The 13,646-nt window shown below is 60.4% G+C and carries 11 protein-coding genes and 1 pseudogene; 8 read left to right on the top strand and 4 right to left on the bottom strand.

Annotated features, from left to right (window positions below; genetic code table 11):
• Window positions 1-85 precede the first annotated feature (85 nt).
• A complete protein-coding gene (locus tag L6R21_18235) occupies window positions 86-1,753 on the bottom strand; it encodes a ribonuclease catalytic domain-containing protein (protein ID MCK6561140.1) in 1,668 nt (555 codons plus the stop codon).
• Window positions 1,754-2,036: 283 nt separating this feature from the next.
• Here L6R21_18235 and L6R21_18230 point away from each other — a divergent pair, with 283 nt between their 5' ends.
• The 8 genes and pseudogenes from L6R21_18230 (at window position 2,037) to L6R21_18195 (ending at window position 10,995) form a co-directional block, all read left to right on the top strand.
• On the top strand, window positions 2,037-2,390 hold the full coding sequence (locus L6R21_18230; protein MCK6561139.1) for a hypothetical protein: 354 nt from the start codon (window positions 2,037-2,039) through the stop codon (window positions 2,388-2,390).
• Between the two features lie 122 nt (window positions 2,391-2,512).
• Window positions 2,513-5,599 carry a hypothetical protein gene (locus tag L6R21_18225; protein MCK6561138.1) on the top strand — a complete coding sequence of 1,029 codons (3,087 nt, stop codon included), beginning with the start codon at window positions 2,513-2,515 and terminating at the stop codon, window positions 5,597-5,599.
• 110 nt (window positions 5,600-5,709) lie between these two features.
• Window positions 5,710-6,456 carry a TonB family protein gene (locus tag L6R21_18220; protein MCK6561137.1) on the top strand — a complete coding sequence of 249 codons (747 nt, stop codon included), beginning with the start codon at window positions 5,710-5,712 and terminating at the stop codon, window positions 6,454-6,456.
• A gap of 489 nt (window positions 6,457-6,945) precedes the next feature.
• Window positions 6,946-8,019, top strand: a complete 1,074-nt coding sequence (locus L6R21_18215) for a hypothetical protein (GenBank protein ID MCK6561136.1) — start codon at window positions 6,946-6,948, stop codon at window positions 8,017-8,019.
• Between the two features lie 44 nt (window positions 8,020-8,063).
• Window positions 8,064-9,371 (top strand): outer membrane protein transport protein, encoded by a 1,308-nt coding sequence (locus L6R21_18210; protein ID MCK6561135.1) that lies wholly within the window; start codon window positions 8,064-8,066, stop codon window positions 9,369-9,371.
• A gap of 13 nt (window positions 9,372-9,384) precedes the next feature.
• Window positions 9,385-10,356, top strand: coding sequence for a hypothetical protein (locus L6R21_18205; GenBank protein MCK6561134.1), 972 nt, complete (start codon window positions 9,385-9,387; stop codon window positions 10,354-10,356).
• A gap of 71 nt (window positions 10,357-10,427) precedes the next feature.
• Window positions 10,428-10,694 (top strand): annotated as a pseudogene (locus L6R21_18200) (DUF4160 domain-containing protein).
• A 10-nt stretch (window positions 10,695-10,704) separates the two neighbouring features.
• The gene (locus tag L6R21_18195) at window positions 10,705-10,995 is read left to right on the top strand and encodes a DUF2442 domain-containing protein (protein MCK6561133.1); all 291 of its coding nucleotides are present in this window, start codon (window positions 10,705-10,707) and stop codon (window positions 10,993-10,995) included.
• Between the two features lie 251 nt (window positions 10,996-11,246).
• On the opposite strand, the gene L6R21_18190 is transcribed toward L6R21_18195, so the two are convergent.
• The 3 genes from L6R21_18190 to L6R21_18180 are packed head-to-tail and all read right to left on the bottom strand — an operon-like array spanning window position 11,247 to window position 13,628.
• Window positions 11,247-12,119 carry a hypothetical protein gene (locus L6R21_18190; GenBank protein ID MCK6561132.1) on the bottom strand — a complete coding sequence of 291 codons (873 nt, stop codon included), beginning with the start codon at window positions 12,117-12,119 and terminating at the stop codon, window positions 11,247-11,249.
• Between the two features lie 40 nt (window positions 12,120-12,159).
• Window positions 12,160-13,179, bottom strand: coding sequence for a M14 family metallopeptidase (locus L6R21_18185; protein MCK6561131.1), 1,020 nt, complete (start codon window positions 13,177-13,179; stop codon window positions 12,160-12,162).
• Window positions 13,176-13,628 carry a hypothetical protein gene (locus tag L6R21_18180; GenBank protein MCK6561130.1) on the bottom strand — a complete coding sequence of 151 codons (453 nt, stop codon included), beginning with the start codon at window positions 13,626-13,628 and terminating at the stop codon, window positions 13,176-13,178. The genes L6R21_18185 and L6R21_18180 overlap by 4 nt, the downstream gene beginning before the upstream one ends.
• Window positions 13,629-13,646 lie beyond the last annotated feature (18 nt).

The following is a 13,646-nucleotide window of genomic DNA, read 5'->3' as shown; positions in this document are numbered from 1 at the left end:
CTAATGAATCCCTCAGCAAAGCGCTGCGCAAGCGGCAGAATCGAGTTCGATTGCCAGCCTCCTTCTTCCTGTCACTTCACCTGCCTCACCGCTCTCCCGCAGCTTTCCTCACTTGAAACACCATCACCGCGCGATCTGGATCCATTTCCAAACACGTCGCCAGCGCCGGCATGGCCGTGCCATAGGGTGGAATCTGGCGCATGCCCAGCCCTTTGATGGACGATTGCGGCAGAAACAGGCGCAAACCGATTTCGGGCAGACGCAGCACCACCGAGCGCGAGGGCGCCGGGCTGTGACAAATCTCCGCCTTGCAGGGCGTGCCGAGATGCTGCGCGAGATAGACGCATTTGTAATAGAACTCCGCGCGCGCCTGCAAGCGCTGCAAACGTTGCGTCAGGCGTTCCTGCGTTTGCGCGGCCTGGCGCAAGTCTTCGAGGGAATAGCGCGGCGCGCCGGTTTGCAGAAAGGCAATGAGCTGGCGCTGCATGAGCAAATCCACATAGCGCCGGAGCGGCGAAGTGATCTGGGCATAACCCTCGAGGCCGAGATCGCGATGGGGCGCACGTTGCACACTCAGTTGCGGCCGGGCAAAGCGCGGCTCGCTCTCCGTGCCGGTTTCCTCTTCAGTGGGGCTGGCTTGATCCTGCGTGCGATACAGGCAGGGCAGGTCGTGCTCGGCGCAAAAGCCGGCGGCCGCGCCATTGGCAGCAATCATCCACTCCGCGATCATCTTGCGGGCGGCGCTGTTCTGCGCATACCGCCGCAACTCCACCTGGCCCGAGGCCTCGAGCAGCACGTCGATCTGCTCGCGCGCGAAAATGCGGCCGCCGGCAGCCACCCGTGCCGCCTCGAGTTGCTGCGCACCGGCCAGCCAGGTCTGCAGCGCACTGTTCCACGGGCCCGGCGCGCCCACCTCCAGCCACATTTCAATCTCTTCGTAATCCGCGTTGCGGCCGACCGTCAGGCTTTCGCAGGTCAAACGATTGAAACGGAATTCGCCAGTTGCCGTGCTTGCGAAATAAAACGACACCACCGCGCGAGTGAGGTTGGCCTGCAATCCCGCCGCGCGGTTGACTGCCTCGGGCAGCATGTTGATCGTGACGTGCGGCAAGTAGGCGGAGGCGCCCAGCTCTGCCGCCCACACATCCCACGCACTGCCGGCGGGAACAAAAGAGGTAAGATCCGGCACATGCACGCCGATTTCCACGCCCTCTGCCGTGCGGCGAAAGCTGAGCGCGTCATCGCGATCATGCGTCTCGGGATTGTCAACGGTCAGAACCACCGTTGGTGCGCTGGCGGGACCAGAGGCCGCGGCCGGCGACGCAAATGCGGCAGGGGCAACGCCCGCCAGCCGGCGCAAATGGCGGCGCAGCACCGGCTCAGAGGAAACGAACAAGTCCGCGGCCGCGGAGAGCTGTTCCATGCGCTTGAGCCAGTCGAACAACAACATCCGAATGTCGCGATAGCCGGTGAGGGAATGGAGCGTGCGCGCCTGTCGCACGAATTGCTGGCGCCAGGCGAGCGGATAGCGGCCGCGCTGCTCATAGGTGGCGCGCGCCAAGCGCAACAGCCGCTTTGCCAACGGGTGTTGATCGAGTTCGGCACGGCGCCAGGATTTCTTCAGTGAGTCGCGAAAGAGATCGAACAGAGCTTGAAACAGCTTTTGGCGCTGTTCTTCTTTGGGATTCGGGAGTGGGGTGAGGCTTTCAGGTGCGGGCCCGGAATTCGGCTGGGCAGCGAGGTTGGCTGTCATGATGGCTCGAGCTTGGTCGCGCTGCCGTTGCCGGCCGCGACGGATAAGGTGCGGAGAGCGCAATCGCCACGGCGCGGAAAATCGGCGCAGCTTCATCGCTGCAATCAACTTTCGGGAACGCTTCGTGGTTGCGAAGGCTCAAGGCAGCAACTGCAGGGGGGGACGTGCAGTGAATTTCGCCCGGGCCGGAGTTTTCACCGGAACAAAAGGCAAAGATACCTGCCCGCCATTGTCGCGGCAGCGGTCAAGGCGGAGGCTTGCATGTCCGTCTGAAATTACTATCTTGAGCCACGGCCAATATACGCAAAACCGCGCGCCAATCCAAAAATCAAAAGTAGCGGGCTTCGGCTTTGAGGGTACGGCTCAGCCGCCACAAAGCGGTCTTGAGATCCTCGGTGAGTTGAAAGGTGCCGGGCAGGCTTTCGACACGAACCCAGTATTGCCGGAATTCGCGACTGTCGAACGTGCGAAGCTGCCGCCTGGTGATGCGGCTGATGCGGTACAAGTCACTCATGAACTGAAATTGAAACGGTTCCAGCCGACCACGCCAATAACGCAAATCAACATCAACGGGCACCTGCTCTCCGTGAGGAAGCTCAAGCGGTTTTTTCATCGCGACCTCCTTTTGAAAAGGTGATGGTGTCTATTGAATCACCATAATTGATCTGAATATAGTGCCTGTAAGTACACTTCACAAGTGAAAATTTGCATCCGGGTAGACGAATGAGCACTTTTTTTCTGGAATGTGGCCTTTCCTGCATGCTGAGGGGTTTTCGCGCTGAGGTGATAAGTTTCGTGGTGGTCACATTGTGTGCCTTGCCAGTACCCGCACAACCGCCATTTGCAGACGACCGACTCGAACTTTCGCCCGGAGACAGCGCAACCTTTGTTTACACAAACAAACAGTCGGCATTCTATTACGGCGAGGCCGGCAGCGGTAACCGTTTTGCTTTCCAGGGGCTTAATGTCCTGACGCAGGAGTATCTCGAAGATTATCTCCTGCTCGTTGATGGCAAAACACTCGACCGGCGCCGCAGCCGTGTGGAAATCTATCCCGACCGTCTGGTACGCCGCTACGGCGACGCCGGAGTCGTGGAGGAAGTGAGGTTGCTGGACAGCCTGAGTGTGCTGGCGGTGAAGGTCAAGCTCTCTTCTCGTGGGCAGGTGGCGTTTCTGCCGGCGTTCAGCGGCTCGCGGCAACCCGAAGATTTTGTGCAGCGCCGTTTGTCTGACGATTCGGCATTTGCGGTCGCGCTGCGCAGCCGGCTTTCACCCCAAGCAGGCGTGAACTATCCGGCATGGGCAGCGGTTGCCGCAGAACCGCGGGCGCGGCTCAGCGCACCAGTTTTGCCGCAGCCGGCTTCGCCCGCAGCCGGAAAGCCCACGGCCGCCGGGTTCGCGGATCTGTTCGCCGGCCCGTGCCTCGTGCCCATGTCCTTCACGGTGACGGGAAGCGACAGCGTCCTCTTCTTTGTCATGGTAGGAAACAGCGATGAAGAGTTTGTGAGGCTGCAGCGAAGCCTGCGCAAAGACTATGCGCTCTTGGCCTCTCGGCGGCAACAGCGGATGCAGCAGTTGTTGACTCATTCTGCTTTTGCTTCAAATCTGCCTGAATTTGACCGGGCGGTGCGCTGGGCCAAAGTCTCGCTCGATGCGCTCATCATGAATCAGCAGGGCAAGGGCATTTTCGCGGGCCTGCCCTGGTTCAACAATTACTGGGGCCGCGACACCTTCATCTCGCTTCCGGGCGCAACGCTGGTCACCGGCAACTACGCGGAGGCGCGGGAAATCCTGCTTTCCTTCGGCCGCTTTCAACTCCGCGACCCGGCGGAGGCGCGCGACGGCCGGATTCCCAATCGCGTCATGCCCGGCGAAATCATCTACAACACCGCGGACGGCACGCCGTGGTTCATCCTCGCGGCGTGGGATTATTACCGCTACAGCGGCGATGAGAGTTTTGCCGCGGAGATGCTGCCGGTGGCGGGCTACGCCGTCACTGCGGCGCTGGCGCACACCGTTGATTCGCTCGGTTTTTTCACGCACGCGGACGCGGATACCTGGATGGATGCCGTTGGGCCGCAGGGACCCTGGTCGCCCCGCGGCAATCGCGCTATCGAGATTCAAGTGCTCTGGTATGCAGCGCTGCAGCGCACCGCAGAGGTGGCGGACAAACACGGTGAGGTTGAATTGGCACGCACCTGCCGCGCCGCTGCCGAGCGTTTGCGCCGGCAGTTTGCAGCCCTCTATTGGGATGCCCAACACCGGCGTCTGTTTGATCATCTCGATGCCGATGGCAGCCCGGACCTGCAGCTTCGGCCCAATCAGATCTTTGCAGTCTCAGTGCCGGCTGCGCCGTTGTTGGCCCTGGAACAGGCGGCCTCGGTCACTGCCGAGGTGGTGCAGCAACTGACCTATCCTTATGGCGTCGCCTCCCTCTCCCAGCAAGATGACAATTTTCATCCCTACCATCACTATGCCCCGTACTACGTGCAGGATGCGGCATATCACAACGGCATCGTGTGGACCTGGCTCTCCGGCCCGGTGAATACCGCCTTGTGCCGCTTTGGCCGGCAAGACCTGGCGTTTCAACTCCTGCACAGTGCCGGCGTGCAAATACTCACGCGCGGGTGCCGCGGCACGCAATCCGAGCTGCTCGATGCCCTGGCGCGGCCCGGCGAAGATTTTCTACGGCTGTCAGGCACGGTGAGCCAGGCCTGGAATCTGGCGGAGTTTCTGCGCAATCTTTATCAGGACATTCTCGGCGTCACGATCGACGCACCGGCCAACACTTTGCGCTTGCAGCCGCGGCTGCCCGAGGCACTCACTTCGGTGAATTTTAAAGTCTGGGTGGGAAAACAGGCAGTGGCGATCGCCTATGCCCGGAACGGCGGTCACTTCACGGTGGAATTGCAGCCCGGCCCGGCCGCGGCTTCATTGAGTTTTGAAATCTTCGATGCGGCCAGCGCAACGGTTGGCCGGGGCCAGCTTCGCGCGCAGGAGAAAGTCGCGCTCACCTTCAGTCGTGCGGAACAGAAACTGATCTCGAGCGCAGCGAAGATTGCAACGCACGCGCGGATTGATTCCGCCTATCGCCATCCGCTGCTGGCAGAAGTCGCGTTTGCGCAGCCCCATCTCCGTCCTGATTTGCCGGCCTTGCGCGGGCCGGCCTGGCCGCTGCTGAATTCCGCGCAGGCCGTGCGGCCCTTTCCCGCCCGCAGCGTCATCTCACTGTCGGATCCGTCCGGCGATGATCGCGGGCCGAATGGCCGTTATCAATATCCCCGGAATCCTGCTTTTGCAGCCGGCATGTTCGATTTGCGCCGGATCGAAGTGGCGCAGCAAGACTCGCTGGTGCATTTTCGCCTGCAATTTGCGCGGCTCGTGCAACCGGGCTGGCACCCGGAGTACGGCTATCAATTGACCTTCGCTGCCATTGCCATTGATACGGACCGCGACGCTGCCACCGGCACGCGCGCCGTAGGATGGAACAGCAATCAGACTGTGCCGGAGGATTTCGGTGCCGACCGGCTGGTCTACCTCGGCGGCGGTGCGTTGGTGCACGATGCTGCGGGCCGCACGCTGCTGCACTTCGTTCCCGATGATCCCGCCCGCCCCCCCGGCAACGTCGAGAACGCGACGATAACGGTTGCGCTGCCGCTGCGCTTTTTCGGCGGGGCAGTGGAGAAGTGGCGGCTTGCGGTTTATGCCGGCGGACAGGATGATCACGGCGGCGCCGGTGTCGGTGAATTTCGCGCCGTGCTGCCGCAAGCGGGGGAGTGGCACGGCGGCGGCGGCGAGCACGCGAGCGGGAATTGCAATGTCTATGACAGCGCCGTGAGCAGGTAGCCCCTGCTTATCGAGAAAGGGAGAAACGAGGCGAGTCGCGCAGTTTGAGTTCGCGCGGGCAAGAAAAGCATTGTATTCGGCGGGTGGAGTTCTATATTTGACTCGACCTCATGGCTGAATCGAACCGCGCGCTGCCGGCCTGCGGCGGCGGCCACCAGAATCGGGCACCAGCCTGTGATGAGACCAATCTGCGCATGAAGAGTTTGGACAAAAATCTTCCCGCATTCGAAGACTTCAAGCTCGGCTATCCGCGCCGGATCGAGCGGGCGCTGCTGGCGGTGATTGTACTCACGCTGCTGGCGGGCTATGCCAGCCAATTTTGGCGTTTGCCGCTGGCGCAGGAGCGCCTCGAAGTCAAGATCCCCGTGATCACAGTGGAGAATGTACCGGCTACCAAGCAAGGCAGCCGCCTGCCGCCGCCACCCAAGCCGGCGGTGGTGCTGCCCAGCACGGAAGAGCTCGTTCCCAAGACGGAAGTGCCAGAACCGGTGCAGCAGCAAACAGGCGAGGCCTCCGACTCCGCGGCAACCGGCGCCGGCGCGGGTGAAATCGGCGCACTGGAAGAAGTCGGTGGCGGCCTGCTTTCGCCGGCGCGGCCGCTTGCCTCCGTTTTCCCACAGTTTCCTGAAGCTGAACGCAAGAAAGGCGTGCGCGGCGAAGTCAAGCTGAGTGTCGAAATCAGCGAACGCGGCAAGGTGTTGAGCGTCACGATTCTGGAGAACACCACCAGCAGCGAGCTGTGCGCCGAGGCTGCCAAAAAAGCAGCACAGGCGACACGTTTTTTGCCGGCGCGCGGCAGAAACGGTCCGATGAGATCCTGGTTCACGTTGTCATACAATTTCGACTATCGCCGGTGATCGTGCGATTTTCAATCAGGCGCCGAAATTGGAATGCTGGTGGGTGTGTGAGCAACTGACTCATCCAACTCTGGTCTTGTGTATATCGTCTTTACAAATGCGTACAGTTGCAACACGACAGCGTCCGATTCCAAAAGATGCGGCTTATTGATGCCGGCGCAAGTCGCTGAAAAACATCAAAACGGCTGCGGGCATGGCGCTGCGATCGCAAGTCGTGAGTGGCACGGCGCTTGCGTTGAAAAACAAGGGAACACGAAGAGAATTCAAGAGATTAAACCCTTGTGCAGTTCGGGTCTGTTCTGATGAAAAGGAACCCGGCTGGGTACTTGGCCCCGCAGAGTGCACAATTTGAACAGAACTTGCTCAAGTTGATGACGAAGCGCCCGAGCGGTGGCGCGGTTCGAGTGACACGAGTCTTGCTGATGAAAATCCTCATAGGTTTTGCAGTGCAGTGGTAATTCAACCGAGGCTTGAAAGGAGAAAAACTCCATGAAAACGAAAGCCTACCTTTTGGCCCTTGGCCTGACGCTGACGAGTTTTGCAATCAGCGGTTGTTACACGCAACTCGCGCGCCCAGTTCAAGAGGATGAACCTGAAGCCGCCGCCGTGCAAGAAGAATATGCGGAGCAGGAGGAAGAGGCTGCGTATGCCGATACCAATTATGATGACGAGCGCGGCCGGCCGGAGGTGACCAACATCTACATCTATGATCACTACCGGTATGATGTTTGGGACCCGTGGGATCCCTGGGATCCGTGGTACTATTCCTGGTACTATCGCCATCATCCCCGCAATCGTTTCTATCTCTCGATTGGCTGGGGCGCCTACTATGACTACTGGAATTGGTGCGGCACCCGCTGGGCCGGTTATTGGGATCCCTGGGATTGGAACTATTATTCCTGGTGGGGTCCGCGTCCCTACTACCAACCCGGCTGGATTTACTATCCTGATTCGCCCATTTATGATCCAGGGGTTTCCGGCAAGAAACGCGACTTTGGCCGGCGCGGCAGCCGCGGCAGCGGTGACGATTTTGGCGACCGGCGCGGTAGCATCGGCCAACCGATTGCCGACCGCAACAGCATCAGCAAGCCCGGCGAGACCGTGTTTGATCGCGCCGCCGACGGCTCGTATCGCCGGCAACGCCGCACGGACGTGATCGATACCCGCGAGCGCACCACGCCGGATCAAGGCCAGAACACTGACCGCCGGCGCGTTTCCCGGCGCAGCACCGAAGATCGGACCACCGATGCGGTGACCAGCCCGCGCGCCAATGACCGCACTTACACGGCTCCCAGCACTTCAAAAAGAACCGACAGCGTCAGCAAGCCAAAATCCTCGGGGAAGCGCGAATCCGCCACGCGGCGCGAAGGCCGGAAGTCTTCCAATGAAGGTTCCAGTTCACGCCGGGTCGCGCCCGCGCGCGAATCATCTTCCGGCAGCGCGCCCTCGGTGCAGAGCTCCGGGAGCTCCTCCGGAAATTCCGGTTCCTCCAGCCGGGGCAGCTCAAGCTCGGGATCCAAATCCAGTAATTCCGGTTCTTCCAGCCGCCGCGACAAGAACTAAGTGCGCGGACAGGAACGCAGTCCAAACGCGAGATGGAGATTACTATGAGAATAAAGCATGGTTTGCTGGCGCTGCTTTTGGGATTTGCTGCTGCCGGCCTGCTGGCGCCCGCACAGGCCCAGGAAGAGGTGTTTCAACGCGGCATCGAATTTGGCATTGGCGGCCGCGCCATGGGCATGGGCGGCGCTTACACCGGCGTCGGTGACGATTACAGCGCTGCGTTTTGGAATCCGGCCGCGTTGACGCAAATCCGCCGGCTGGAAGGCTTCGCGACCCTGAGCCATGCCCAACGCGAAAATGAGGCAACCTTTGGCTTCACTCGCAACCTCGACAAGGCCTCGGCCACCAATTTCAACAGCCTGGGCCTGGCTTATCCGATTCCCACCTATCGCGGCAGCCTGGTCTTCTCGCTCGGCTACCATCGCGTCCGGCCCTATGACAGCAATTTCAGTTTTGCCTGGTTCAACAACACGCCGGAAGACTCGGTCAATCAGCGCTGGAGCGAGTTGGAAGACGGCAGTCTGAGCACGTGGACGTTTGCGGGCGCGACCGAAGTGGCGCCCAATTTCTCGGTGGGCGCTGCCATCAATCTCTGGTCCGGCAAGAATGACTATCTCAGCAGTTTCGTTGAGAACGATATTCTCGACCTCTACACCTTCCGTTCCTATCGCAACGATGATGCCCTGGTTTCGGAGTTCTCCGGCATCAATGTGAAGCTCGCCGGCTTGTATCGCGCTTCTTCATTGCTGCGGCTGGGTTTCACCCTGGGCACGCCCACGACTTTCACGGTCAAAGACCGCTGGGATGTCACCGACGAAACCGAATTTGATGACGGCGAAATCGAAGGCGGCAGCGACGCCGGCCGCTTTGAATACAAAATCCGTTCGCCCTTCTCCCTGGGCGCCGGCGCCGCGGTGAATGCCGCCGGTTTGCTGCTGAGCGGCAGCGTGGAACACAACGATTGGTCGCAAATTCGCTACACCACCGAGCCGCCGATCGAGGGCCTGTCCCGCAACGAGGCCAATGATGAACTGGCGCGTAACTACCGTGCCACCACCCGCATGCGTCTGGGCGCGGAATTCACGCTGCCGGTACTCGATGTGCAACTGCGCGCCGGCTATTTCCGTGACCCCAATCCACTGAAGGGATTACCGGACAATGCCGATCGCGAGTTTCTGACTGCGGGCGTGGGCATCTTCCTGGACAAGCAAGTGCGCCTCGACCTCGCCGTGATCACCGGCCAGTGGCATGATTACAAGGAGCCGCTGGATGATTTCAGCGACACGCTCGTGCCGGTTTCCGAAAAAATCACCATGAATCAAGCCTTCGCTTCTCTCGCATTTCGTTTCTAATAAGGATTGGCCTGTGAGGCACTTCCGCCTGTTCTCGCGTGTGGTGCCGATTCTGCTCGTCACTGCTTGCTCCTTGTTCGCTCAGGAGCGGGCAGTGACGTTGCTTTTGCAGGACGGCTCCACCTTTGCCTGCACCGTGAATGACGTGTGGCGCGGGCAGGTCTATTTTCAAGCAGCTTCCGCGAAAGACGCTTTTACCTACGGGGAAGTCATCGCGCTCGAAAAAATCGCGGCGGTGCGCTTGGCGAACGGCCGGCAGCTCTCGCCGGAAGCGTACGCGGAGCAGTGGCAGAAAAAAGAACCTGCCCCTGCTCCTCCGCCCGTAACCGCGCCCAAAGCAGAGACTGTATCGCCTCCGCCCGTCCGCCCCTCACCCGCAGCAACTTCCCCTGCGGCTCAGCCGTCACGGTCTGAGCTTTTTCCCGCGGCCGCCCCGCAAACTGGGTTGGCCAGCGCCACACTCGATACCACGCGCCGGCGCTACATCATCGGCTTGGGCTGGCTCGAGCCGCCACGGCCGCCACTCACCGCTTCGGTGGACTATACGCAGGTTGCGGATTTGCTTGCGGCCAGCGGTCTGGCGGGCAAGCTGCTCTATCAAGTCGGCAGTGGCGAGCTGCGGGGCCGTGAGCTTGCTCCCAGCCAGCGCAGGCTCATTGAAGCGCTGCTGCAGTCGCGCACGTGGGCCAGCCGCAAGGCGGAGTTGCGTCAAGCCCATTTGCAGGCCCATGCCGGATACCAGCGCCTGCTGCAGCAGAATCCCGCGGGGCTGCGCCGCGAATTCCAATTTCAACCCGAACGGGAAACGTACGGCTTTCTGGAATTCGTGCAGTTTCTGCATGCCGAAAACGCGCCTCTCTTCACGGACAAATGGCAAAAAGTCGAGAGTGCTTTTGCTCCCGAGGCTGCAACAGCATTGCAGGATGTTCTGGCCAACTATGATGATTGGTATTACCTGTACGGTCAGGAAGTCGAAAAGCCCTGAGGCGGAGTGCGAATCCGCCTGACCGGAGGCAGCGAGGTTGGGCACCAAAGCACCGGATCAAAGGACTCACCATGCCGATCATTGCGATGTTCTACGGCATCATCATTCGGATGTACTTGCTCGATAGCAAGCACCACAACTTGCCGCACATCCATGCTCGCTACGCAGAATGCGAGGCTTCGATTGGCATCGAGGACGGTGAAATCCTAGCCGGGGAGTTGCCGCGCAAACAGTTGCGCCTGGTGTAAGCATGGATCGAACTGAGGCGAGACGAGCTGATGGCCGACTGGGAACTCGCCGTCAGCGGAGAAAATCTCTACAAAATCGACCCTTTGTGAGGCTGCTGCCATGTACTGGGATGTAAAAATCGTTAAGCCCCTTTCTGATTATCGGTTGTACGTAGAAATCGCCGATGGGCGGAAGGGCATTTTCGACATGAAACCGTATCTGGATCACGGCGTCTTTCGGGAATTGCGCAATCCTGAGTACTTCAGGCAAGTGGAAATCATCCTCGGTGCCCTGACCTGGCCTCATCAGCAGGACATCGCGCCCGAAACCCTGCTTGCCGATCTCATCCAGGTCGATGCCCCGCCTAATGAGGCGTTCCCGAGAGACGCGCTGCAATCGGTGCGCCCCTGAACTTCAACGTGAATTATCCTGCGGGCTTGAAATTCTCACCGCAAAGAAAACGGGCATCTTCCGGCCCAACGGCCGCGAGGATGCCCGCGAGCTCAACACAACTGCGTTCTGATTTCCCTCTTCCTCTTCCCCCTGAAAAGACTCTGTGAGTTTTCCTGGCAGACAAGCGACTGGCACAGCCTGCTGCCGGTTTGCATTCACTGAGTCGCCTGCTCACCACCCCGGTTTGCGATCACGATGCAGCCGCCGAATCACTTCTGGCATTCATCCTCTCCCAGCGAGCGGCCGGGGATAATCGTGCAGACGTCGGGATGCGGCATGCCCTGCAGGCAGTAGAGTTGCCGCCGCGCCACGGTTTCCGGCTGCCGCCGGTCTTCGACATCGGCGAGCATGCCGTATTTGCACTGCAGGCACTTCGCCGGCTGCCAATCGAAACCCGTGGCCACGCTGCGCGCGACCAACGCCGTGCTGGAGTTCCATTCCGCCGCTTCCGGCGCAGGCTCGACGATTTCCACCCGGCGCAGTTTTTCGAACAACACCCGGCCCCGGTTCAGCGTGAACGTGCCGCGAAACTCCAGTTTGGCGCCGGGCGCGAGCCGGTGCCGGTCTTGGAATTCGCGGCTGACGATGGCATAGCAATCATCCTCGAGATGATCCATTTCGACGAAAGCTTCCGCGAAACCGAGCTGAAAGCCGCGCAGCCGCAGATTTTCTGATTTGGGATAGAGAAATTTCTGAAACCGCGGCTTCACGGCAGCCACCACGCCCAGCACGTTCACCTCGCGCTGCTGCATCTTTTCCACCCATTCCGCGAACTCCTGGTAGCGCTCGCGCCAGCCTGCGAATTCGGCCTCCGCAATCCTCAACTCCGGACGGTTGTTGACCTTCTCGTCGACGAAATGCTGACAGCCCTCGCAGCGCCGGCCGACATGATGATAGCCGCGAATGCAGGGTTTCCCTTTCTCGAACAGCTTGCAGCGCCAGCGAAAATAAACGCAGCCGCCCGGAAAGCATTGCTTGCGTTCGAGAATGTGAAAGGCGGAGACTTTGTATTCGAATTTCTCGTGACTGTCATGGCGGCAGCGAAAAACATCCAGGCGTTTGAATTCGTTGCGATAGCGCATCGCGTGCTCACAAAAGAAACCGAATCGCCGCGGACTGCCCTCACGGTGAAGGCGAGCCGGCTGCGACCGCCCAACTCATCACATACAGCGCTGCCGGCAGATTTTCTTCGAAGGTTGGCTGGATTTGATCTTCGGGCAACTCGAAACCGGGAACGCTGCTGCTCGGCCGTAATTCAATCGTCAACGCCGGTACCTGCCGCAGGGCATAGAGCCAGTCTCCGGTATCGCCGCTGGCAAGGTAGAGATCGGAAGCTTGCTCCGGCGTGTAGCGCACACCATGCACCGCCCGGATGCGATCGGCGATCCCGTTCGCGAGTTGATCGAGCAGGGCGCGATCGGGCGCCGGGTTGCTGGTGTAGCCCCAGGGATACAAAACGAGCTGCGAGAAATTGTGATAGCTGATCAGAGCTTTCACCGGGCGGCTCTGCAGAAAGTCGCGGAGCGCCTGTGTTTCCGGCTCGGAAAAAGGCGCCGGGCCGCGGTAGATTTCAGAGAACGAGTCACCAGAGGAACCGGGTCCGCCCCACTCATGGCCGTAGTTGCGGTTCAAATCCACGCCATAGGAGCCGTCGTTGTTGTTGCGGCGATTTTTGCGCCACAAGCGCTGGCTGGAGACCGAGTATTGATGGCCGTCGGGATTGATCATGGGCGCCACCCAAATGGTGGCGTGGTCGAGCAAGCGGGTCACCAGCGTGTCACGATTGTAGTTTTGCAGCAAATGCCGGCCAATGAGAAAAGGCACGTCAACGGCAATCCATTCGCGGGCATGATGACAGCCGAGCAAAACGATTTCCGGCTCGCCTTGTTCCTGCGCCACCGCCGCGCTGATCTTTAGCGCCCACAAGTCACGGCCTTCGACGGATTTGCCCAGGGAATGCACCTGCGCAATCGCGCTGTATTGCGTGGCCAAGTCATGCAGTTCGCGGTTGATTTCATCATAGGTGTGATAGAGGCCGGCATCGGGCGGTTGCGGCTCCGGGCCCGGGCAATTGCTGCCCGCGAGCAGGCCGCAGCCCAGCAGCAGCGCGGCAGTGCGTAACCGGGCTTTGGTGTTTCTCATCGCCCTTCCTTTCGCCACTCGTCGGCATTTTCGGCGATGACGGTGATCGCCAAGCCTTCCCGGCGCAGCTTTTCGAGTTGAATGTCGTAAGCGCGCGCCACCGCCGTATCGCCCCGCGCTTCCCACAGATCCACGCCGCTGTCCACCACCGTTTGCAACGAGGTGGAATCACGCAACACGATTGCCACCAGCCGCTGCACCAAGTCCTGCTCCTGCGCCGGCTGCGAGGTGAGCGCGAGCGCGGCCAACTGCGCGGAATCCGTGCGGATCACGACATAGTCCGGTTGCTGCACGATGATCTCGGCACCAGTTTGGCGGATGCGCTCCAATTCCGCGGCGTTGGCGTAGCTGATTTTGCGCAATCCCGCCGGGCCTTTGGCCGAAGGCGAGGGCGTGGAACACGCGGCCAGCAGCAGGGCCGTGCCGATCCAAAGAATGTTCCTGTGCATGTTCGATCCTTGCTGAGA

Source organism: bacterium, from assembly GCA_023150945.1.
Classification (GTDB): Bacteria; Zhuqueibacterota; Zhuqueibacteria; order Zhuqueibacterales; family Zhuqueibacteraceae; genus Coneutiohabitans.
The sequence above is the reverse complement of the archived record's forward strand: the minus strand, read 5'-3'. Positions and strand labels throughout refer to the sequence as shown.

What these genes read in the sequence shown, in the direction of transcription:
- L6R21_18225 (MCK6561138.1), top strand. Translation starts at nt 2,513, where the DNA reads ATGCTGAGGGGTTTTCGCGCTGAGGTGATAAGTTTCGTGGTGGTCACA.
- L6R21_18235 (MCK6561140.1), bottom strand. Translation starts at nt 1,753, where the DNA reads ATGACAGCCAACCTCGCTGCCCAGCCGAATTCCGGGCCCGCACCTGAA.
- L6R21_18220 (MCK6561137.1), top strand. Translation starts at nt 5,710, where the DNA reads ATGGCTGAATCGAACCGCGCGCTGCCGGCCTGCGGCGGCGGCCACCAG.
- L6R21_18215 (MCK6561136.1), top strand. Translation starts at nt 6,946, where the DNA reads ATGAAAACGAAAGCCTACCTTTTGGCCCTTGGCCTGACGCTGACGAGT.
- L6R21_18185 (MCK6561131.1), bottom strand. Translation starts at nt 13,179, where the DNA reads ATGAGAAACACCAAAGCCCGGTTACGCACTGCCGCGCTGCTGCTGGGC.
- L6R21_18195 (MCK6561133.1), top strand. Translation starts at nt 10,705, where the DNA reads ATGTACTGGGATGTAAAAATCGTTAAGCCCCTTTCTGATTATCGGTTG.
- L6R21_18180 (MCK6561130.1), bottom strand. Translation starts at nt 13,628, where the DNA reads ATGCACAGGAACATTCTTTGGATCGGCACGGCCCTGCTGCTGGCCGCG.
- L6R21_18210 (MCK6561135.1), top strand. Translation starts at nt 8,064, where the DNA reads ATGAGAATAAAGCATGGTTTGCTGGCGCTGCTTTTGGGATTTGCTGCT.
- L6R21_18190 (MCK6561132.1), bottom strand. Translation starts at nt 12,119, where the DNA reads ATGCGCTATCGCAACGAATTCAAACGCCTGGATGTTTTTCGCTGCCGC.